The 20,780-nt window shown below is 36.9% G+C and carries 22 protein-coding genes; 13 read left to right on the plus strand and 9 right to left on the minus strand.

Features of this window, described 5'->3' with window-relative positions; all coding sequences use genetic code 11:
- Positions 1 to 45 precede the first annotated feature (45 nt).
- Positions 46 to 777 carry a hydroxyacylglutathione hydrolase gene (gene gloB / locus PQG52_RS01330; protein ID WP_271827549.1) on the plus strand — a complete coding sequence of 244 codons (732 nt, stop codon included), beginning with the start codon at positions 46 to 48 and terminating at the stop codon, positions 775 to 777.
- Here gloB and PQG52_RS01335 read toward each other — a convergent pair.
- The 6 genes from PQG52_RS01335 to PQG52_RS01360 form a co-directional block, all read right to left on the minus strand.
- On the minus strand, positions 765 to 1,733 hold the full coding sequence (locus PQG52_RS01335; protein ID WP_271827550.1) for a hypothetical protein: 969 nt from the start codon (positions 1,731 to 1,733) through the stop codon (positions 765 to 767). The two genes, gloB and PQG52_RS01335, sit on opposite strands and share 13 nt — an antisense overlap.
- 293 nt (positions 1,734 to 2,026) lie before the next feature.
- Complete coding sequence (locus PQG52_RS01340) at positions 2,027 to 2,722, minus strand: lysophospholipid acyltransferase family protein (protein WP_271827551.1); 696 nt, start codon at positions 2,720 to 2,722, stop codon at positions 2,027 to 2,029.
- Between the two features lie 14 nt (positions 2,723 to 2,736).
- Positions 2,737 to 3,357, minus strand: coding sequence for a YdcF family protein (locus PQG52_RS01345; protein ID WP_271789262.1), 621 nt, complete (start codon positions 3,355 to 3,357; stop codon positions 2,737 to 2,739).
- 3 nt (positions 3,358 to 3,360) lie between these two features.
- Positions 3,361 to 4,320, minus strand: a complete 960-nt coding sequence (locus PQG52_RS01350; RefSeq protein ID WP_271827552.1) for a cell division protein FtsX — start codon at positions 4,318 to 4,320, stop codon at positions 3,361 to 3,363.
- The gene (locus PQG52_RS01355; RefSeq protein WP_271827553.1) at positions 4,307 to 4,972 is read right to left on the minus strand and encodes a cell division ATP-binding protein FtsE; all 666 of its coding nucleotides are present in this window, start codon (positions 4,970 to 4,972) and stop codon (positions 4,307 to 4,309) included. Before PQG52_RS01355 ends, PQG52_RS01350 begins: the two co-directional genes overlap by 14 nt.
- A 42-nt stretch (positions 4,973 to 5,014) precedes the next feature.
- Positions 5,015 to 5,449 carry a hypothetical protein gene (locus tag PQG52_RS01360; protein WP_271789259.1) on the minus strand — a complete coding sequence of 145 codons (435 nt, stop codon included), beginning with the start codon at positions 5,447 to 5,449 and terminating at the stop codon, positions 5,015 to 5,017.
- Positions 5,450 to 5,714: 265 nt separating this feature from the next.
- Between PQG52_RS01360 and PQG52_RS01365 the strand changes: the two genes are divergently transcribed.
- The 7 genes from PQG52_RS01365 to PQG52_RS01395 all read left to right on the plus strand — a co-directional run bounded on the left by PQG52_RS01365 (position 5,715) and on the right by PQG52_RS01395 (position 12,943).
- Positions 5,715 to 7,298, plus strand: a complete 1,584-nt coding sequence (locus tag PQG52_RS01365; RefSeq protein WP_271827555.1) for an ATP-binding response regulator — start codon at positions 5,715 to 5,717, stop codon at positions 7,296 to 7,298.
- Entirely contained in the window at positions 7,295 to 7,924 is a 630-nt protein-coding gene (locus PQG52_RS01370) for an imm11 family protein (RefSeq protein WP_271827557.1), read from the plus strand. Before PQG52_RS01365 ends, PQG52_RS01370 begins: the two co-directional genes overlap by 4 nt.
- A 345-nt stretch (positions 7,925 to 8,269) precedes the next feature.
- Positions 8,270 to 8,662, plus strand: a complete 393-nt coding sequence (locus PQG52_RS01375; protein ID WP_271827558.1) for a response regulator — start codon at positions 8,270 to 8,272, stop codon at positions 8,660 to 8,662.
- A 42-nt stretch (positions 8,663 to 8,704) separates the two neighbouring features.
- Positions 8,705 to 9,283: an ATP-dependent protease subunit HslV gene (gene hslV, locus PQG52_RS01380; protein WP_271827560.1), complete on the plus strand. Its 579-nt coding sequence runs from the start codon at positions 8,705 to 8,707 to the stop codon at positions 9,281 to 9,283.
- Between the two features lie 5 nt (positions 9,284 to 9,288).
- Complete coding sequence (gene hslU, locus PQG52_RS01385; RefSeq protein ID WP_408869495.1) at positions 9,289 to 10,617, plus strand: ATP-dependent protease ATPase subunit HslU; 1,329 nt, start codon at positions 9,289 to 9,291, stop codon at positions 10,615 to 10,617.
- A gap of 38 nt (positions 10,618 to 10,655) precedes the next feature.
- Complete coding sequence (locus PQG52_RS01390; RefSeq protein ID WP_271800977.1) at positions 10,656 to 11,096, plus strand: SufE family protein; 441 nt, start codon at positions 10,656 to 10,658, stop codon at positions 11,094 to 11,096.
- Between the two features lie 146 nt (positions 11,097 to 11,242).
- Entirely contained in the window at positions 11,243 to 12,943 is a 1,701-nt protein-coding gene (locus tag PQG52_RS01395; protein WP_271800976.1) for an alpha-keto acid decarboxylase family protein, read from the plus strand.
- Positions 12,944 to 13,027: 84 nt separating this feature from the next.
- Here the strand turns inward: PQG52_RS01395 and minE are convergent, their stop codons facing one another.
- The 3 genes from minE to minC form a co-directional block, all read right to left on the minus strand.
- Entirely contained in the window at positions 13,028 to 13,294 is a 267-nt protein-coding gene (gene minE / locus PQG52_RS01400) for a cell division topological specificity factor MinE (RefSeq protein ID WP_271789251.1), read from the minus strand.
- Positions 13,294 to 14,106, minus strand: coding sequence for a septum site-determining protein MinD (minD, locus tag PQG52_RS01405; protein WP_271789250.1), 813 nt, complete (start codon positions 14,104 to 14,106; stop codon positions 13,294 to 13,296). Before minD ends, minE begins: the two co-directional genes overlap by 1 nt.
- A 78-nt stretch (positions 14,107 to 14,184) precedes the next feature.
- A complete protein-coding gene (gene minC, locus PQG52_RS01410) occupies positions 14,185 to 14,892 on the minus strand; it encodes a septum site-determining protein MinC (RefSeq protein WP_271789249.1) in 708 nt (235 codons plus the stop codon).
- 302 nt (positions 14,893 to 15,194) lie between these two features.
- Between minC and fzlA the strand changes: the two genes are divergently transcribed.
- The 5 genes from fzlA to infC all read left to right on the plus strand — a co-directional run bounded on the left by fzlA (position 15,195) and on the right by infC (position 20,652).
- On the plus strand, positions 15,195 to 15,863 hold the full coding sequence (gene fzlA, locus PQG52_RS01415) for an FtsZ-binding protein FzlA (RefSeq protein WP_271789248.1): 669 nt from the start codon (positions 15,195 to 15,197) through the stop codon (positions 15,861 to 15,863).
- A gap of 17 nt (positions 15,864 to 15,880) precedes the next feature.
- Positions 15,881 to 17,047, plus strand: coding sequence for a glycosyltransferase family 4 protein (locus tag PQG52_RS01420; protein ID WP_271827564.1), 1,167 nt, complete (start codon positions 15,881 to 15,883; stop codon positions 17,045 to 17,047).
- Positions 17,044 to 17,955, plus strand: a complete 912-nt coding sequence (locus PQG52_RS01425; RefSeq protein ID WP_271827565.1) for a glycosyltransferase family 9 protein — start codon at positions 17,044 to 17,046, stop codon at positions 17,953 to 17,955. The genes PQG52_RS01420 and PQG52_RS01425 overlap by 4 nt, the downstream gene beginning before the upstream one ends.
- Positions 17,956 to 18,004: 49 nt before the next feature.
- On the plus strand, positions 18,005 to 19,972 hold the full coding sequence (thrS, locus tag PQG52_RS01430) for a threonine--tRNA ligase (protein ID WP_271827567.1): 1,968 nt from the start codon (positions 18,005 to 18,007) through the stop codon (positions 19,970 to 19,972).
- A gap of 140 nt (positions 19,973 to 20,112) precedes the next feature.
- The gene (gene infC, locus PQG52_RS01435) at positions 20,113 to 20,652 is read left to right on the plus strand and encodes a translation initiation factor IF-3 (protein ID WP_271789532.1); all 540 of its coding nucleotides are present in this window, start codon (positions 20,113 to 20,115) and stop codon (positions 20,650 to 20,652) included.
- Positions 20,653 to 20,780: the final 128 nt, after the last annotated feature.

Below are 20,780 nucleotides of genomic sequence, written 5' to 3' on the forward strand. Positions count from 1 at the left end.
AAATTTTAGTTTAAAAAAGGATAATGGTTAAAATAAGGAGAAAGCATGTCTATTATTATTGAACCCATTTCTTTCTATGAGTCAAATTATGCATGGATAATGATCGATGAAAAGAGCAAAAATGCAATTGTTGTTGACCCAGGGGATGCAAAACCCGTTTTAAAATATTTAGAAAAAAAACAATTGTCTTTACAAGCGATTTTGATTACTCATTTTCATGACGATCATATTGGTGGAATAGCAGAATTAAAAAGCAAATATTCGTGTAAAATATATGCGCCTTTAAAAGAGATCAATAAAATTCCAAATATCGATCAAACCGTAAAAGATGGGGATATCATTTCTTTAGCGGCAATGGGACAGGCTGAAATAATAGAAACACCAGGTCATACATTGGGTTCAATTTGTTATTATCTGCCTAATATAAAAGTTATTTTCACAGGCGATACAATGTTTAGCATGGGATGTGGCCGTTTATTCGAAGGAACTCCGCAACAAATGTATAATAGTTTTGGAAAGTTAAAGAATTTACCAGAAGATACTCTGGTTTATTGTGCGCATGAATATACCGCCGATAATGGACGTTTTGCGATATCTGTGATCCCTGAGAGTATAGCTTTAAAAAATAGGGTGGAACAGGTAAAAAAGTTAAGATCTCAATATTTGCCAACATTACCCATCTCATTATTAGATGAAAAAAGAACTAATCCTTTTTTACTTGCGAAAAATGTTGATGAATTCACGGCATTTCGTAAAGCAAAAGATCATTTTGCATAATGTCTGATTAACATTTTCAAGTCATTATACCAACGTGTTTCCAAAGGAATGGCTCCCAGATACAATACACCATCGCGGATTAAGAGCGTTAGATGAATTTGTGATGGCAGTGAGGTCTGGGAAAATTCCTGTTGTAGTTTATTACAACATTTTAAAGATGATAATTGTTCGTAGATTGCTTGATTAACACCATTCAAATAAAGTGATAACTCGCCTGTTGGAGCCATTTTAGGAAAAGGTAGATATAATTTGCCAGAAGAGTTAATGGCTAGATTATTCCAGCTTGAATTAATATTCTGAACTAACAATTTGTATAAATTATTAGGTTCTTGAACTAATGCTGCTTGGATATATATTTTTTTCAGCTTTTGCGGGGATAAATTATTAACATTTACAGTCATTTGTTGTATATTAAGGCTCAGAAAGGCGAGACTGTCTTGAGGTGTTGCTTGAATATTCCAATGCAGCTTGGATCGTAAATTTTTAACCTGTATAGATTGAATTGTCTCTGTAGATTGTGAAGGGCTGGTATAAAAGATTTCATCACATTGCAGGTAAATTGAATTCTGCGAAATATTCTTGAAAATAGATGTGTGGATATTCCAAGAATTACCATGAATTTGGATACATTGGTTTAGGTTATTCAAGGAACAAAAAAGCTGCTCCCCGTTAAGACGAATTGAGATACTCAAAGGATGTGATAAAGAATAAAAAATTATCGCCTGTTTTGCTTGCCAAAGAATTTGGGGGGGGTGTGAAGAAATATCCTTTTGTATTGTTGGATATGCAACGATAACCTGTGGCCAAATCGTCCATTTAGAGGCAGAGGCTGATTGAAATTTAAAGATCAGACCTTGTTTAGTTAAAATATTTTGTTGATTGGTCAAAAACAGATTGATCGTTTGTTTCAAATAGACGTGGGAAAATAAAAAAGTTCCCCAAAAAAGAAAAAACATCAATCCCATTAACAGAAATTTTTGGTAAGATTTTTTTTTACGGTTAAATAAATGTCGTTTATTGTTATTAAACATAGGAAATTCAAAAATTTATATTGGATAGTTTCGATGTTTAGAAAAATCCACAAGAGAGATTCTTAAAAAATCAAGAAGAAAATTAATTATATTTTTTAATTGACTGTTGTAAAACGACAGAAATTCAAGGGTTGTAGAGAATCTATCAAAATAGCCAACGACTCTAAAGATTAAAACTTTTATCAAAAAACCCACAAAGTTATCCACAGGCCTATTCACTACGATTCTAACTTAGACCAACTGCGCTCGATAGCAGCAAGCGTCTCCTTGCGGTTACTCGTATCCGTAATAGCAGGATGAATGATAATGTGGATAGTTCCTGGATATTTGTAAAAAGAATTTCTTGGCCAACAATATCCAGAGTCAATACTGACAGGAACAATTTTTAAATTGAGTTGATTGGCTATAGCAACTGTTCCTGCATGTAATTTTACTTTTTCACCGACAGCGGTTCGTGTGCCTTCTGGAAAAATAATAATTTGTCTAAAATCATTAACAGCTTTTTGACAGTCTTGAATTAGGTTTTTTAAAGCTTTGACACCCCCTTGTCGATCGAGAGGAATCATTCCAGATAATAACAACATTGGTCCAACCAAAGGAATACGGGTCAGCTCTCTTTTCATAATATATGCAGGGCGGTCTAGAAGATTCATCCATACAAACGTATCAAACGCAGATTGGTGCTGAGAAGCAATTAAAAAAGATTTGTCTTGGGGAAGGTTTTCTTGGCCAATAATTTGAGTGGATATTTTACAGATTTTTTCAAGTCCATTCAAAGAGAGACGAGTCCATAACTGAGCATAAGTTAGAGCGTGTTTCTTTGCTATAAAACGAATAACAAAAGCAATAGTACCCATAAAAATGGTTAATGTAATAAAGTAGATTAAAAATAGAATAGAACGAATTAAAATCATCAGAAATCAGCTTCTTATGGAATATTTTGTAATAAATCTTCTTTGGGACGTGTCGTATGGATAAGGCCTGTATAAGCTGCTAGAAATTTATTATATTCAAGAAACAATAATCTTATCGAATGTAAATGGGATAAAGTTTCTTTTTTATCATTACGAGCAACATAGGGATACAGCTTTACATTATCTAACAAAGTTTGCATTTCCACAAGTGCACGACGAATATGATAGCTAGAGGTCACAATAATTAATGAATCCAAATGATAATAATGTGCCCATGCAGCGGTTTCAACAGCATTCCCCATAGTAGAGGTTGCATTATGTCCCAATGTAATTCGATTTCGATCTTGTTGTGTCAAAGCAAAGGGTAGGATTCTTTCTAAATCCACCAAATGAGTGGTTGGTTCTACCCCAGAAATTAATAGATATTTCCCATGATTGGATTGTAAAAGTTTAATCGCAGTCTCAATACGTTTTGCACCACCTGTTAAGACAACAATACCCTGGGCGTTAGGTATAGCAGGATTATAGGTTAATGTATCAATAACAAATACAACAAAGCCCATGCCCCATAGAAGAAAAATCCCCAAAATCACCCATATAATACTCCATTTCGATTGCAAGCGTAGTTTATTCATATTTTACGTTAAACGCCTTAACCAAAAGTAAACAATGATAGTGGTGGTAATCCATCCGATAAAATAATTGCATATTGGCAGCAGAATAAACAGACAAAAAAGTTGAAAAGGGGTCGTTATTAAAAAATAAAACCAACTGGCATTGGACAGAGCTTGCCAATTAGGGTCACTGCTAAATGGTAAGGATAAATATGTTAAGAATAATAGCAAAGGTACTGAAAATACACTGCCTATTGTTCCACCAACACTGGCCAAGAAAGCACTTCTGTTCGCAAAACGAAAAGATATATAGGCATCTGATGCCCCAAGATTATGTAAAATTTCAATTGTTTGTTTACATTGCATTAATCCCGTTCGTGTGGATAATGCAATGACGGTCGCAGCAACAGATATGACAATAATAAGTGCTAAAAAAGCACTTGTTTGCAAGCTATTGGCTAAGGCATTTAATCGTTGATTCCAAAAATTGCTTTGTTCGATTGAAATATCAGGAACTGTTTGTTTCAGAGTTTTTTCAAGTGTAATAGATAAGGGCGGATCATGTTTTAAGTGAAGCTCTATAATCGCTGGAATGGGCAAAGCAAATGATTGAATACTTTCATGTAACCAAGGCGCAAGCAATTCATCAATTTCTTTGCCGGTCATTTGATGAAATGAATCAAGTTCTTTTGAAGTAGACAAGATTGCAATGACGCTTTGTATTTTTGTTTTAGTGGCGGTTGTTGATAGCGTTGTTGTTTGATTGCTGGATGATAACGGCTCATTGGGCATCGGAATTTGTAAGATGATTGTTGACGCTGCACCTGCGCTCCATCTTTTTGCTAGTTGTTGGCTAGCATACGCCCCAGCAATGGACAAGGCAGCAAGGAAAGTCATGGCTGCAACCAAAGGAATTAAAAATTGCCCAGGCAATGCACGGTGCAGTTTCAGACCATCTGATGTTTTATATTTAAACAGCATCATTTATCCATAATCGTCCATTTTCCAATTTCAAGCGCGTTGCTGGAAATTGGCGAATTAATGCATCATTGTGTGTTGCCATGATAATGGTACACCCCAGATCATTCAAATCATAAAACAGATCCATTAGACGCTTGACTTGATATTCGTCTAAAGCGTTTGTTGGTTCATCAGCAAGTAAGAGATTGGGTCTATGAATGACAGCCCTTGCAATTGCAACACGTTGTTGTTCGCCCCCAGATAGGGTTTTAGGATAAGTATATTTTTTATGTTCTAATCCGATCCATTCTAATATACGTGCATTTGAACGTTGTACGGTATTTTCATCGATATTTTGTAACCGTAAAGGAAGTGCTATATTATCAAAAACCGTCAAATTAGGAATGAGTTTAAAATCTTGATAGACTATTCCAATACGTTGTTTTAACCGACAGATCGTTGATCTGCGAGCATGATTAGTTGGTGTATCTAAAATCGTTATTAAACCCGAGCTAGGTTTTTTTTCCAAGTGTAATAAACGCAGCAAGGTTGATTTTCCAACACCAGATGGACCTGTTAACCAACAGAAACCACCCTGAGGAATATGTAAATTTACATTGTCCAACAGAGTAATATCATTTTTATAATTTAAACTGACGCCATCGAGTTGAATCATTCGCTGTGCTTTAAATCTTTTTAATTTTTAGAAGAAGAAAACTTACAAACGTCTTCCCAAAAAGGCTGTGATGGTTGCGCAAAGTGCCGTCAAACCAATCAGTAATAAACCATCAAAAATTAATGAAGATGCAGAAATTGTATGACCAGCGACAGTTAACGATGATGGGATTAGTTCTGTTCCACGGCCAACTATATCACGTATTTGTGGATCAGCTGCATCGACCATGCCGACCGCAGAGTGTAAAACACTGGGTAATATTTTCCAAATAATACCAATAATGAGTAAAAGTGGCGCAAAGATTTCAGCGACTTGTTGAATGAAAAAGAAAGCAAAATGACATACTGCCCATATAACTGTTAAAACCATTTTGGATATTGGAACTCCAGAGGATGGATTTTTTTTTGTATAATGCTGCTCTGACATGGATGTGCTGAGACGTTCGTTTGTACGGGTGGTATCTGTGGGTATATTCACGAAATAATCCTCAAATAAACAATAAATTGGGCTAATTATCTTTCTGTTTTCAGTAATATGCAACCCTATAAAAAGCAATATTTTATATAATTACAGTAATGATACGATATGATTTTGGGTTTGTGAGGCATTACATTGGATTTACTCACCAGCTTTTAACATAAAAAAAGACATAATCTTAAATAATTATTTGATCGGTTACTGAATTCAGATACAAACATTTGATATCAATTTCAGTTCGTTAAAATGTTAAGGAGAACGAGCAATGAATGCGCTTCCAGCCATTTTGGTTGTGGATGATGATCCTAAAATTCTGCAAGAGTTCAAGCAAATGTTAGAGGATCAGTTTTGCGTATATATTACACAATCTCCACATTGTGCCTTGGATATGATTAAAAGAGGTGTTCACTTTTCTGCTATATTATATAATTATTTTATGCCTGTAATGTATGGGAATGTGTTTTTTGCACGTGTTCGGAATATTACGGTTGCCACGCGTATTCTTTTATCGTCTAAGGATCGAACTGATTTTTTAATTACAGCGTTAAATCAGGGTGGGATATCTTTTTTTATCTCAAAACCTCTTGATCCTTTGGAAGTTAAAGAAATTGTACAACGTGCTGTTGCACGCTCTCAATATCGTCGCCAATTACGACATGAACAGATTTTGCTAAAAGGATTATTGGATCATTTGCCTTATGGATTGGCCTTTAAAGACGAGCAAGGCAAATTTACTAAAATGAACGAACTGGCAGCAGCAAGAAGAGGCTTGACCGTTCAAGAATGTTTAGGAAAAACCGAGGAGGAAATAGAACCGTCTTTTAAGCCCCAAGAGCTGTTGGCGTTCAAAGAGCGTTTGCAAAAAGAAGAACGCTTTGTTGCGACACTAGAAGTACCTGCTGCTGATATTCATCAGCCTTCGCAATGGTTTTTGATTACACGGTTGTTACTAGGCAGGGTCAAAGGTGAAATTGCGCATTCTTCCGTTATTATGGAATTAGATATTACCGAGCAGAAAATGCTAGAAGCTAAGCTACAACATGCAGAAAAACTACAAGCATTAGGAACTATGGCAGGGAGTATTGCTCATGATTTTAATAATCTGTTGACAACCATGATGGGATCGTTGGAGTTATCAGAACAATTATTAATGCAAGATCAGTTGCAAGAAAAACAAATTATTTCTATAAAACGATTATTAGTGAATACGCTTGCTGCTGCACAGAAAGGTGCAGTTCTTACGGAAAGATTGTTAAGTTTTAGTCGTCGAAAAAAATTGTCTTTGCAAGAAGTCGATGTTGTTAAACAAATAAAAGAAAATTATGAACTTTTATCCCAAACTCTATCAATGCGTCATGCTTCTCGTTTAAAAGGCGATAAGAAGACCGCGATTAAAGAAAGTATTTATTTAGATATTCGATGCCAGCTTCCTATGGGGGTTTTAATCAAAACAGATCCTTCTCAATTAGAGCTGGCAGTCATGAATTTATGTATTAACTCTGCTGATGCGATGCCTCATGGTGGGAAAATCATGGTTATTTTACACAAGGAAACGATTACAGATCCTGTGAACCATAATCATCAACTTTCATGTGGGGATTATGTTGTGATTACAGTAAAAGATGAAGGTGAAGGTATGTCAGCAGAAACGATTGCCCATATTTTCGAACCTTTTTTTACAACAAAGGGAGCAGGGTGGGGAACAGGTTTAGGATTAGCAATGGTTTATGGGTTTGCACAACAATCAGGTGGAGATGTGATGGTTAAAAGCCAAGCTGGGGTTGGAACAGCGATTAGTATTTATTTACCTATTTTTAGTCAATTAACCTCGTTGAGCGTAAATCGATGAAAGAAGTTTTCTTTGCTTTGGAAGCATCTCAGGACGAAAGAGGTAATAATTATTACATTATTCCTCCTGACTTTCAAAATTATAAAGCGGATCCATACCGGTACCATTATTCAGAATTTGAAACTATATCAACATATCATTTTGATAATTTTTATCAGGCTAAGATCAAAGAAAATCAATTAACTGCTGACTTTTATGTGCAAAGTAATCTGGCATCAAAAGAATTCAATGTATTATTAGATCAGCTCGATATTAGGCATCGATCTATTCCGTTGGATATAGTTCTTTATCGTAATAAAAAGCCGTCAAAGCAGTATTTTTTAACTTTCGTTACAGATATAATTTCTATTCTTGATGAAGGGCAATCTGATTTTCGAATAAGTATCGATCAATACACAAAGAAACCAATTACCGAGAAAGGATTTACAATTTATGAAACAATATCAAATTTTATTATTGATGAAACAAAAGTAAATCAAAAACATTTATTTTATTGTGTGGATATCCAGAGTTTAATGTGTTCATCCTATTTTAAAGACAGATATATAAAACAGAATTTAATCGGGATTAATTTTAAAGAAATTAATAGCAAGTTTAAATATGATCCTTTGGCAGGTTTAATGTAACATTATATATTAGTAAATAGAATCGTTTTGGTTATAAAGTAGAAGATTTAAAACTAAATAAGTAAGAATTAATTGTAACGTAATTGTAATATGACTTTTAATTTTTTGATAATTGATTGTAATCAATGTGTTATATAAAGGCTGTTTGAATACGATTACGAATTTTGCCTAATTATTAAGAAAGCTATTCAAGAGTTGATTGAATATGCACTACCTTAATATTCATTTTGTATTATTTTATAGAAGAGTTAATTTGGTATGTTTTTAAGGTATAATTAAGATTAAGATGCTTATAAAATTTGATGTAAATATTATTTTTCTTCTTTGTTCAAAGGGTTACATTTTATGACAATAGAACAAATTGAAAAGAAATTAATCTTAGTTGTAGAAGATGATTCTGTTTTACGTCCGTTGTTGGTCGAATTGTTAAACGATATGGAGTTCGAAGTTATTGTTGCAGAAGATGGTCAAACAGCATTATCTTTGTTACAAGATTTAAACGAGAGCCAAAGTAACATTGATTTACTACTCACAGATATTGGCTTGCCAGGTATGAACGGCAGTGATTTGGCAAAAATAGCACGAAAAATGTGGCCAGATTTATCAATTTTATTTATTACGGGTTACTCTCATGGGGTTGGAAAACTGCCAACAGATGAAAATATAAAGCTGATTACCAAACCTTTTTCTTTGGGTGTTTTCACAAAGAGAGTTGAAGAGCTCGTCGCAAGAGAATAAAGTAGGGCATACTTATTTTAGTAAAAAGGCTATTTAATACAGATGCAAAATCATATTTTATCTTCACATGATCCAGTACAATGGCATGGGACAACCATTTTATGTGTACGCCGTGATGGTCAAGTCACCATTGCTGGTGATGGCCAAGTCACATTGGGGCACACTGTTGTAAAAGGAAATGCCAAAAAAGTCAGAAGAATAGGTGCTGGTGGCACTATTCTTGCTGGTTTTGCTGGCGCTACTGCGGATGCGTTTACTTTACTAGAGAGATTAGAAAAGAAATTAGAACGTTATCCTAACCAATTAGAACGTGCTTGTGTGGAATTAGCTCAAGATTGGCGTACAGATCGCTATCTTCGCAGATTAGAGGCCATGTTGTTGGTTGCTGATAAACATCATTCTTATACATTAACAGGAAATGGTGATGTATTAGAGCCAGAAGATGGTGTTGTTGCGATTGGTTCAGGTGGAAATTATGCGCTGGCTGCTGCCCGTGCTTTGTTGGGGGTTGACGGATTAACATCCGAGGAAATAGCACGTCGTGCAATGGCGATTGCTGGTGAAATTTGTATTTATACGAATTCTTCCCTTACCGTAGAGACATTGTCAGCAGAAGGTTAATAATGATGAGTAATAATATTCCAACCTATTCTCCAAAAGAAATCGTGGCAGAGTTAGACCGCTTTATTGTTGGTCAAAATGATGCAAAACGTGCTGTTTCCATTGCCTTGCGTAATCGTTGGAGACGTGCAAAATTAGCAGATGGTATTCGTGAAGAGGTTGTTCCTAAAAATATCCTTATGATTGGCCCAACGGGTTGTGGTAAAACAGAAATTGCAAGACGCTTAGCACGTTTATCACAGGCTCCATTTTTAAAAATTGAAGCAACCAAATTCACCGAAGTTGGATATGTGGGTCGTGATGTTGAAAGCATCATCAGAGATCTAGTCGAAGCCTCTTTGGTGATGTTACGTGATATTAAACGCCGTGATGTCAAAGAAAAAGCGAAAGACGAAGCTAATCAACGTTTGGTAGTGGCATTAGTGGGCGAAAGTGCTTCTGCGGAAACAAAAAACAAATTTTTACAAATGTTGCTTAATGGTGAGTTAGAAGACAAGGAAATCGAGATTAGCCTTGCCGATGCGTCTTCACCTGTCAATCAATTTGATATTCCTGGCATGCCGTCTGCTCAAGTCATTAACTTTACTGATATGATGAAAGGGTTAATGAGCAAATCCGAGAAAACACGTCGTCTGACCGTTGCCAAAGCCCGCGAAGCATTGATTAAAGAAGAATCTGATAAAATGCTTGATAATGATGCATTGGTTCAAGAAGCGATTAATCGCACGCAGAATCATGGTATTGTTTTCTTGGATGAAATCGATAAAGTCTGTGCGCGTTCTTATGAAGGCAGTGGTGGACGTGGTGGCGCAGATGTGTCTCGTGAAGGGGTACAGCGTGATTTACTGCCTTTGATCGAGGGGACTACGGTTTCTACAAAATATGGGTTGGTAAAAACAGATCATATTTTATTTATTGCGTCTGGTGCTTTCCATTTAGCCAAGCCGTCAGATTTATTGCCAGAATTACAAGGGCGTTTGCCTATTCGTGTAGAATTATCACCGCTGACTTGTGAAGATATGCGCCGTATTTTAACAGAGCCAGAACATTCTTTGTTAAAGCAATATATCGCGTTGATGGAAACGGAAGGTGTCAAGTTACACTTTACCGAAGATGCCATTGATGCCATTGCAGAACTGGCCACAGATATTAATGAACGGGTTGAAAATATTGGCGCTCGTCGTTTGGCAACAGTGATGGAAAGGTTGTTAGAAGAAGTGTCTTTCTCAGCTTCTGATAAGGCAGGGGAGACCATTGAAATTACACGTCAAGATGTTCAAGAACGTGTCGGTTCATTGGCCAATAAAAGTGATCTAAGTCGCTTTATCCTCTAATTTTTTTTCTAACTGACTGACCATGCGAGATTTATAGAATGTCTGATCCTTTTATTGTTCCAGAAGAAGAAAGTGCTGCCGAGGCGATTGAGGCAATTCGTGAAGAATTAGAGTTGTTTGATGATTGGATGCAACGCTATCGGTATTTGATTGATTTAGGCGAAAAGCTACCTGATTTTCCTTCAGAATGGCAAAATGATCAATTTCGCGTGGTCGGTTGTCAAAGTCAAGTTTGGCTCAATTTCCGTGAACAAGAAGGGAAATTGTTTTTCGCGGGCAGTTCAGATGCGGTGATCGTCAAAGGATTAATAGCATTATTATTACGCATTTACTCAGGGCGTGATGCCGTAGAAATATCTCAAATTGACCCTATTTTTATTACTGATTTGGGATTGGCAGGTGCCTTGTCTGCCAATCGCAGTAATGGTGTTGCGTCAATGGTAAAAGCAATCCAAACAATCACACAGCGTTATTTGTAGTTTCCAATATTTGTAAATAAGTTAATGAACGAGTCCGATTTGCATAAGCGCGGAATTGTGATTTTCTTTTACTTTTGGACTAGAGTAAAAATAAATACAAAATAAACATCTTCTTTTATTAAAAAGAATATATTAGAGAGGCATACATGAAAAGGACTATAGGGGATTTCTTACTTGATAGATTATCCCAAATTGGTATCAAAGATATCCTTGGTGTTCCTGGAGATTATAATCTTCAATTTTTAATTCAAACAGAAAGAAGAAACGATATCAAATTCGTTGGCACGCGTAATGAGCTAAATGGTGCTTATGCCGCAGATGGTTATGCCAGGTTGAATGGTATCTCAGCTTTGCTTACAACATATGGGGTTGGTGATCTCAGCGCGATTAATGGCATTGCTGGTGCATATGCAGAGTATGTTCCAATTGTTTGTATTACAGGTGCACCTCCTTTAAATAGTATGTATCGTCGCCGTTCCTTGCATCATACTACTGCAGAGGGGAATTTTGAGGATATAATGAGTTGTTATCGGCCTTTTACTGTGGCTCAGGCAAGAATTACTCCTCAAAATGCTGTTGAGGAAATTGATCGTGTTTTACGTGCCTGTGTTCGTAAGAAACGTCCAGTTTATCTGCAAATACCATCTGATATTACTTTTTTTGAAATTGACGTTTATAACGAAAAATTATCTCTGCGCCAGCAAACCAGTGATTTGCAACAACTAAATGCTGTTGTTGAATCTATTGAAGAAAAATTGGCTAAGGCGGAAAACCCTTCTGCTTTATTAGGGATGGCGTTGGATCGCTTTGGATTACGTGATTTAAGTCAATCCATGATTGAAAATCTTCAGATTCCTTTTGCAACTTTATCTGCTGCACAATGTGTGTTGGATGGGGATCATCCGCAATGGATTGGCGGATATAGTGGACGCTCTTCTTCAGACAAGGTTAAGGCTGCTATTGAACAATCAGATTGTTTATTTGGGTTAAATGTTAAATTTACCGATAGTAATTCAAGCTATTTTACTCAACATGTTCCAGAAAATATGATCAATATCCGTCCATTTAGAACGATTATTGGTCATGAAGTGTATGAGGGCGTTTCAGCGATTGAATTATTAGAACGTTTATCCAAAATCACGCCTCCTAAAAAATACAAAAATTGGCAATCAAACCCTCCAAAAGTGAAGGATGCTTGGAAACCAGTCACTGGTGAAAAGTTAATCCAAAATCGTTTCTGGCAACGTGTCGAAAGTTTCATTAAACCACATGACGTGGTTGTTACAGAAGCTGGTACTTCCATGCGTGGTGTGAAGATTTTGGACATGCCCTCTGGTATTACGATTATCAGTCAACCTTTATGGTTATCGATTGGATATTCGTTGCCAGCATTGTTTGGTTCTTTGATGGCAAAGCCAAATCGTCGTCAAGTAATCTTTATCGGTGATGGATCATTCCAATTAACAGCACAAGAGGTTTCTTCTTTTTTTGAACATGATCTAAAACCTATCATATTCTTAATTAATAATAGAGGTTATACGATCGAACGAGCAATTATGGGCTTTCATTCGAAATATAATGATATTCCTAATTGGAATTATCGTCAGTTGTTTGATGCCTTTAGTGATGGGAAAGAATTTTTCTCTCGTCAAGTCAATACTGAAGAAGAATTCGAAAATGCATTAAATGACGCTGATAAAGTTGCTGACAAGCAATTATGCTTGATTGAAGTTATGTTTGACCCGTTGGATATTCCAAAAGCAGTGCAATCTTCTGCAAACATGGTTGCAGCATTTAACTATGGACCAAGAGGCTTAAAAGAGCTTGATAAAAATATAGATGATTAAGTTGAATTCTATATAATGTAGTTAAAAACCAGATAAATATTTTATCTGGTTTTTTTGTTGCCAGACAGCACAATAATTAAAGAGCTAATTATTGGTTTTATTTTGTTGAGGCACTTCAATATCGATTTCCAAAGTTGAAAAATCATTTCCTCTGTCTACTTTGACATGAATTTTCTCTTGATCGATAGCAATATGTTTCTGTATCACTTCCATAATTTCTTTTTGAAGTTTTTGTAACAGATCGGAATTGCTTGTTTGAGAAGAACGCTCATGAGCCAGTAGTATTTGTAAACGATCTTTGGCAACTGGGGCTGTATTTTTTTTATTGAAGAAATTTGAAAAAAAACTCATTATTTATTCCTTCCAATTAGCCAGTCAAAGAATCCTTTCTTATCAGTAGGAACAGTAACTTCAATTTTTTCACCTTGTAGGCGTTTCACAGCTTCTGAATATGCACGCGCCGCAGGAGAGTTCGGCGCAGATAATGTGATTGGTGATCCTAGATTAGAAGCCTTTAAAACATCTTCGCTTTCTGGAACAATGCCGATTAAAGGGATAGAAAGGATCTCTAGAATATCATCTGTATTCAGCATGTCACCACGGCTGGCGCGGCTAGCAGCATAACGCGTAATCAAAAGATGTTTTGGGATTTTTTCACCTTTTTGTGCTTTGTCGGTAGTACTGTCCAATATCCCGATAATACGATCGCTGTCGCGTACTGATGATACTTCTGGATTCGTAATAATAATCGCTTCATCAGCAAAATGCATGGCCATTTTCGCACCTTTTTCGATGCCAGCAGGGCTATCACAGATAATCCAGTCAAATTTTTCCCTTAGTTCTGCGATAACTTTTCCGACACCTTCTTCGGTCAAGGCATCTTTATCCCGTGTTTGTGAGGCGGCAAGAATATAAAGTGTTTCTACACGTTTATCCTTAATAAGCGCCTGTGATAATGCGGCTTCGCCTTGAATAACATTAACAAAATCAAAAACAACACGACGTTCTGCGCCCATAACAAGGTCAAGATTTCTTAGCCCAACATCAAAGTCAATAACAACGACATTTTGTCCTGTTTGTGCCAAGGCTGCACCTATTGCAGCAGTAGATGTTGTTTTTCCAACGCCACCTTTTCCAGAGGTAACAACAATTACCTTTGCCATATCATCTCCCTTATTATTTACGGTTTAGAAATTTATTATTGTATATTGATTAATTATGCTAGAGACTAAAATTCAAAATTACTTTATTTTCAATAAAGGTGCGACTGTCATAACATCCTTATCTAAATATACTTGCGCAGCTTTCATACTGAAATCATTGTCAATTTCTTCTGCTGTCATATAATATCCATCAATAGCCATCAGTTCTGCTTCGAGTTGATAAGCAAAAATTCTGGCCTTAGGTTGCCCACTGATGCCTGCTATGGCTCTACCACGCAAAGCGCCATAGACATGAATGGATCCCCCTGCAACGATTTCAGTACCAGAAGCGACAGAGTTGGTGATGATAACATCCCCTTCTGGGAAAAGAACGCTTTGTCCAGAGCGAACTTGTTCATCAATAATCAAACAGGGAAGAGCTACATTGGCTGTCTGTGGGTTTGCTGGCATATCGAGATTATCGATATTTTTTCCATTGCCAAAAATAAAGGTTTTTGGCCAGTTTTTTAACTTTTCCCATGTTAAGGAACCACCCTCAACACTAATAATCTGTATATTTCTTTGTGACAAAGCCAAATGTAAATTTTCCAGTCCTTCCTCTTGTCCAGAGAGAAGTTCAAGATTTAAAATTACAGGCTTTCCCAAAAAAAAGAACGAAGAGCGTTCTAGTTGTTTATCCAGGCTGGCAAGCCAACTTGGTAAAGGCGCTTCTGGTGAGAGAACCAAAGATAAAAAGGATCGCCCTCTAATGCGTATTTGAGGAAGAGATGGGGAAGTGTCTGGCACGAATAATAATTCCTATTATACAAGCAGAAAAAGAGATAAAATTAACTTATAATATTTTTATAATAGATAAAAATTAAAATTAATCTTTATATTCATTTTATATTTTTTTGTCACTTAATTATCTATAAATTTGTTAATCACAAGGAAATAGTGCTTTTAAGGCAAGGATATTGGATAAGTTTCAAGATGTTGGAAATATTTTATTGGATTACTTGAAGTAATGGTGATAGAAGAATTAAATTTCAGAGTAAAATTCTATATTTCTGTATGTTCATGATATTTTAGAAAAATGGCTAAGTTATATGCGTATCTTATATCATCTACCTCTTTGCCCTTTTAGTCGTAAAATCCGTCTGATTATGGCGGAAAAGCGCTTGTCTTTTGAACTCATGACAGAGATGGTTTGGAAAAGAAGACCAGAATTCATTGCAATCAATCCAGCTGGCATGGTGCCTGTTCTGGTTGAAGAAACAGGTCTGACCATTCCTGATTCTTATGCGATTTGTGAATATTTAGAAGAGGCCTATCCCGATACTTCATTAATGGGTCGTACGCTTGCCGAACGTGTTGAAGTTCGTCGTTTGACGGCTTGGTTTGATTGTAAATTCAATCGTGAGGTGACCCATAATCTCTTATACGAAAAAACATTTAAACGTTTTTTTGGAAATAATAATCCTAATGCTCAGGCATTGAGGGAAGGGTATGAAAATATCAAATTCCATCTGAATTATATTGCTTTACTGACTGAAAATAGAGTGTGGTTGGCGGGTAGTAATTTATCTATGGCTGATTTTGCTGCTGCGGCACATTTATCGGCACTAGATTATATTGGTGATGTGAATTGGGAAAAAAATCCTGCGGTGAAAGATTGGTATGCTCGGATTAAATCCCGCCCAAGTTTCAGAGCATTATTAAACGATCGTGTCAGTGGTGTTGTCCCTCCTAAACATTATGCTGATTTAGATTTCTAAGTGTTTTGGATCAAAATATGACGTTTGATAAACCTGTTATTTTACAAGTTTTACCTGCATTAAACACAGGTGGGGTCGAACGTGGCACTGTTGAAATGGCACAAGCAATTTTAAATGCTGGTGGTGTTGCACTTGTTGCAAGTGCAGATGGAGTTTGGAAACAATTATTAGAACGGATGGGGGCAATTCATATTCAATTGCCTTTACACTCCAAGAATCCTTTGGTGATTTGGAAAAATCAATTCGCTCTAAAACAAATTATCGAAAAATATAATGTTGACATCGTTCATGTCAGGTCGCGAGCACCTGCATGGTCAGCTTGGCTGGCTGTAAAAAACACAAAGGTGCATTTCATAACGACTTGGCATGGTGTTTTCAGCGAAACTTGGCGTGGTAAGCGTTGGTACAATCAAGTGATGACAAAGGGCGAACGTGTGATTGCGATTAGCCATTATATTGCAGAGCGATTGAAAAATCATTATGGGGTATCAGAACAAATTTTGAGGATCATTCCTCGTGGTGTTGACTTGAATACTTTTGATCCAGAGCTTTCTTTTGGTGATAGAGTGACAGATCTTGCTGAGAAATGGCAGATTCCTGCAACGAAAAAAATTATTTTATTACCTGGGCGTTTAACTGCCTGGAAAGGGCAAGAGTTGCTTGTGCGTGCCATGGCAATGATAAAACGACATCACGAAGATTGGATTTGTGTTTTTGTCGGACCATCAAAACATAACGACCAATTTATAAAACGACTATTATTGCTAGCAGACCAATTACAGGTTCGTGAACAATTATATTTCGTAGGAAATTGTCAGGATATGCCAGCAGCATTTATGTTAGCGAACATTGTTGTGGTCCCTTCATTAAAACCAGAGCCTTTTGGTCGAGTAGTGATAGAAGCGCAAGCGATGGAAAAGCCAGTTATTGTTGCTAATCATGGTGGTGCGGCTGAAACCGTGATAGATAAAAAAACAGGATATGTGTTTCAGCCTGGAAACGTAGAGGCTTTGACTAAATTATTAAAAGAGCTAGTCGAGTCCTCTGACGAAGACTTACATTGGACGGGTCGTTTAGCCAGAGAGGATGCCCAAGCTCATTATGCCCTCACACAAATGCAAGCTGCGACATTGAACGTCTATAATGAGGTTTTGCCTCAAACTAAACAATTAAGAGTATCATGACTAAGCCCTTGAAAATTTTAGTTATTCGGTTGGGGGCTTTAGGGGATTTCATACAGAGTTTTTATCCTTTTGCTGCTATTCGTCAACATCATGCACAAGATAATATTACCTTAATGACAACAGCACCCTTTGTAGAATTGGCACAGCATAGTCCTTGGTTTGATCGTGTTATCGTGGATGATAAACCTCACTTGTTTAATTTCGTCGGAAGATTAAAGTTAAAACAAAAGTTACAGGGTTATGATTTTGTATATGATTTGCAAACTTCTGGGCGTTCAAGTCGGTATTTTAAATGGGCAGGTAGGCCTCAATGGTCTGGCATAGCTGATGGAGCTTCTCATCCTCATAATAACCCTCATCGCAATCAAATGCACACGATTGATCGACAACAAGACCAGTTAGAAAAGGCAGGAATTTCAGTTTTTCCTCAGCTTGATTTATCGTGGTTAGTTTCCGAAACTATGAAACTTCAAAAACCTTATATTGTAATGGTTATTGGTTGTTCTGTAAAACGCCCTGAAAAACGGTGGCCTGTAGAATATTATGCAGAAATTGCACAATATTGTATGCATAAAGGATTACAGCCTGTGATTGTTGGTGGGCAATCAGAGGAAAATATGGTTGTTGTTATGAAAGAGCATTGTCCTCAAATAATTAGTTTAATTGGACAAACAAGTTTGTTACAATTAGGGGGTATCATGAAGCATGCAGAATTTGCATTGGGAAACGATACGGGCCCGATGCATCTGGCGGCAATGGTAGGCTGTCCAAGTGTAGTATTATTCTCATCAGGTAGCGATCCTTTGTTAACGGCACCTCGTGGGAATGATGTAAAAATAATATATCAGGAAAATTTAAAAGATCTTTCTGTAAAAAGGGTTGCACAAGAACTGAAGTGGGTTCATTAGTTTTTGTGATTTTGATAAAATTTGATTTAATTGTTCTGGAGATTTGATTATGCTTTCTATTACTTTGCCTGATGGTTCCATTCGACAATATGAGGGAACGGTAACAGGCTTAACGATTGCACAATCGATTGGGGCAGGGTTGGCAAAAGCAGCTTTGGCAATGGAAGTTGATGGTAAACTGGTTGATTTGTCTTTGGAAATCACAGAAGATTCATCGGTCAAGTTTGTAACCAGAAAAGACGAAGCAGCTCTGGAATTAATTCGTCACGATGCTGCCCATATTTTGGCTCAGGCTGTTCAAGAGCTTTTTCCTGGAACACAAGTCACAATTGGCCCAGCTATTGAGAATGGTTTTTACTATGATTTTGCCCGTGAGGAGCCTTTTAAACCAGAAGATTTAGAAAATATTGAGCGTCGTATGCATGAAATTGTGACGCGCAATGAGGCTTTTATTCGTCAAGTCATGCCACGAGATGAAGCAATTCAGTATTTTGAAAAAATTGGTGAATATTATAAAGCTGAACTGATTCGTGATTTGCCTGAAACAGAAACGATTTCCGTTTATCAACAAGGTCCTTGGTTAGATCTCTGCCGTGGTCCACATATGCGGACAACAGCTGACGTTGGTGGTGCTTTTAAATTAACCAAAGTTGCAGGTGCTTATTGGCGTGGAGATTCTAAAAATGCGATGTTGTCTCGTATTTATGGGACGGCTTGGCGTGATAAAAAAGAGTTAGATGCCTATTTAACGCAAATTGAAGAAGCCGCTAAGCGCGATCATCGTCGTATTGGTAAAGAAATGGATTTGTTCCATTTACAAGAAGATGCGGCTGGCTCTATTTTTTGGCACCCAAAAGGATGGCAACTTTATACAAATTTACAAAATTACATCCAAAGAATCCAACGTCGTTATGGATATGTTGAAGTTCGTACACCTCAACTGTTAGATCGTTCTTTGTGGGAAGCCTCTGGTCACTGGGAAAAATTCAGAGAAAATATGTTCATTGCAACGGTCGAGGATGAGGATCGTACTTATGCACTGAAACCGATGAACTGTCCTTGTCACATTCAGATTTTTAACCATACGTTGCGTTCTTATCGTGAACTACCTTTGCGTATGGCGGAATTTGGTGCTTGTCATCGTTATGAACCTTCTGGTGCATTGCATGGGATTATGCGGGTGCGTTCTTTTGTCCAAGATGACGCGCATATTTTCTGTAGTGAAGATCAAATTACCTCCGAAACGGCGATGTTTGTTCGCATGTTATCTGAAGTTTATAAAGATCTCGGATTTGAAAGTTTTCGTGTTAAATTTTCTGATCGTCCAGAAAAACGTGCGGGAGATGATTCTACTTGGGATAAGGCAGAAAATAGTCTGAAAGAAGCGTGTAAACAAGTCGGTGTTGAATTTGAATTAAACCAAGGTGAGGGCGCATTTTATGGTCCCAAACTAGAATTTGTTTTACGTGATGCGATTGGTCGTGACTGGCAATGCGGTACGTTGCAAGTAGACTATGTTTTGCCTGAACGTTTGAAAGCTTCTTATATTGGTGAAGATAGTGCCAGACATCGCCCTGTTATGCTGCATCGTGCGATTGTTGGATCATTCGAAAGATTCTTGGGGATTTTGATTGAACAATATGCAGGGTCTTTCCCATTATGGTTAGCACCAGTTCAAGTGGTTGTTGCAACGATCGTCAATGATGCCGAAGATTATGCTCAAGAAGTGGTTGAGTTACTACAATCAAAAGGAATGAATGTAGAGCTTGATTCTCGGAACGAAAAAATTAATGCAAAAATTCGTGAACATAGCTTGCAACACGTGCCAGTTATCTTGGTTGTTGGACGCAAAGAGGTCGAAGAACGTAAAGTGGCTATTCGTAGATTGGGTGGCGCAGCACAGGAAGTCCTGGGTTTAAACGAGGCAATTGAACTTTTAGGCAAAGAAGCAACACCTCCTGATTATAATCGTGCTCCTATTGTAAAACAAAAGCTAAAACTTGAATGTGAAGGCTAGATCGTTTGACAAAAATAGATTATAATAACTAGCAAATCATTTTTATACCTTTAGAAAGCGTATCATCCAAAATCAATGTGCATTTATTGCCAAATAGGGTTATGTCTTTCTAAGGTAAACAATTAGAAGGAAAACTAACCATAGTAGTAAAGACAACGACACCTCCCACAACAAACCGCGAAGGTCCGCTTGTTGATGAGGAGATTCGTGCACCTCAGGTTCGTCTCGTTGGTGCAGAAGGCGAAATGTTAGGCATTGTTGCCACTCGTGAAGCTTTGAAAATGGCTCATGCGGTTGGGTTAAATTTATTAGAAGTTAGCCCTAACGCCGAGCCTCCTGTAGCTAAAATTCTTGATTATGGTAAGTTCAAATACGAACAACAGAAAAAGAAAAACGAAGCGCGTAAAAAACAAAAAGTGATCGAAATTAAAGAACTTAAAGTTCGACCTAATATCGATGAAAACGACTATCAAGTTAAACTAAATGCTGCAAAGCGTTTTATTGGTAGTGGTGATAAAGTAAAATTAACGCTTCGTTTTCGTGGCCGGGAAATGGCTCACCAAGAGTTGGGTGTGCAACTCTTGGAACGTTTTCGCTTGGATTTAGAGGCTGATACAAAAGTAGAACAGCTGCCAAAGCTTGAGAATCGTCAGATGGTTATGGTTTTAGCCCCACGTTAAAATAAAGAAAGGTATGTAATTAATTACATACCTTTTTTTTATATCTATAAAAATACTCGCTTTTCTGATAGCCATCAATTAAATTTCTTTTATCAATTGATAATTAATAATACTTCATGAATAAAAAG

It is taken from the genome of Commensalibacter communis, from assembly GCF_947179105.1.
GTDB classification, from domain to species: Bacteria; Pseudomonadota; Alphaproteobacteria; order Acetobacterales; family Acetobacteraceae; genus Commensalibacter; species Commensalibacter communis.

What these genes read in the sequence shown, in the direction of transcription:
- gloB (WP_271827549.1), top strand. Translation starts at nt 46, where the DNA reads ATGTCTATTATTATTGAACCCATTTCTTTCTATGAGTCAAATTATGCA.
- PQG52_RS01335 (WP_271827550.1), bottom strand. Translation starts at nt 1,733, where the DNA reads ATGTTTTTTCTTTTTTGGGGAACTTTTTTATTTTCCCACGTCTATTTG.
- PQG52_RS01340 (WP_271827551.1), bottom strand. Translation starts at nt 2,722, where the DNA reads ATGATTTTAATTCGTTCTATTCTATTTTTAATCTACTTTATTACATTA.
- PQG52_RS01345 (WP_271789262.1), bottom strand. Translation starts at nt 3,357, where the DNA reads ATGAATAAACTACGCTTGCAATCGAAATGGAGTATTATATGGGTGATT.
- PQG52_RS01350 (WP_271827552.1), bottom strand. Translation starts at nt 4,320, where the DNA reads ATGATGCTGTTTAAATATAAAACATCAGATGGTCTGAAACTGCACCGT.
- PQG52_RS01355 (WP_271827553.1), bottom strand. Translation starts at nt 4,972, where the DNA reads ATGATTCAACTCGATGGCGTCAGTTTAAATTATAAAAATGATATTACT.
- PQG52_RS01365 (WP_271827555.1), top strand. Translation starts at nt 5,715, where the DNA reads ATGAATGCGCTTCCAGCCATTTTGGTTGTGGATGATGATCCTAAAATT.
- PQG52_RS01370 (WP_271827557.1), top strand. Translation starts at nt 7,295, where the DNA reads ATGAAAGAAGTTTTCTTTGCTTTGGAAGCATCTCAGGACGAAAGAGGT.
- PQG52_RS01375 (WP_271827558.1), top strand. Translation starts at nt 8,270, where the DNA reads ATGACAATAGAACAAATTGAAAAGAAATTAATCTTAGTTGTAGAAGAT.
- hslV (WP_271827560.1), top strand. Translation starts at nt 8,705, where the DNA reads ATGCAAAATCATATTTTATCTTCACATGATCCAGTACAATGGCATGGG.
- hslU (WP_408869495.1), top strand. Translation starts at nt 9,289, where the DNA reads ATGAGTAATAATATTCCAACCTATTCTCCAAAAGAAATCGTGGCAGAG.
- PQG52_RS01390 (WP_271800977.1), top strand. Translation starts at nt 10,656, where the DNA reads ATGTCTGATCCTTTTATTGTTCCAGAAGAAGAAAGTGCTGCCGAGGCG.
- PQG52_RS01395 (WP_271800976.1), top strand. Translation starts at nt 11,243, where the DNA reads ATGAAAAGGACTATAGGGGATTTCTTACTTGATAGATTATCCCAAATT.
- minE (WP_271789251.1), bottom strand. Translation starts at nt 13,294, where the DNA reads ATGAGTTTTTTTTCAAATTTCTTCAATAAAAAAAATACAGCCCCAGTT.
- minD (WP_271789250.1), bottom strand. Translation starts at nt 14,106, where the DNA reads ATGGCAAAGGTAATTGTTGTTACCTCTGGAAAAGGTGGCGTTGGAAAA.
- fzlA (WP_271789248.1), top strand. Translation starts at nt 15,195, where the DNA reads ATGCGTATCTTATATCATCTACCTCTTTGCCCTTTTAGTCGTAAAATC.
- PQG52_RS01420 (WP_271827564.1), top strand. Translation starts at nt 15,881, where the DNA reads ATGACGTTTGATAAACCTGTTATTTTACAAGTTTTACCTGCATTAAAC.
- PQG52_RS01425 (WP_271827565.1), top strand. Translation starts at nt 17,044, where the DNA reads ATGACTAAGCCCTTGAAAATTTTAGTTATTCGGTTGGGGGCTTTAGGG.
- thrS (WP_271827567.1), top strand. Translation starts at nt 18,005, where the DNA reads ATGCTTTCTATTACTTTGCCTGATGGTTCCATTCGACAATATGAGGGA.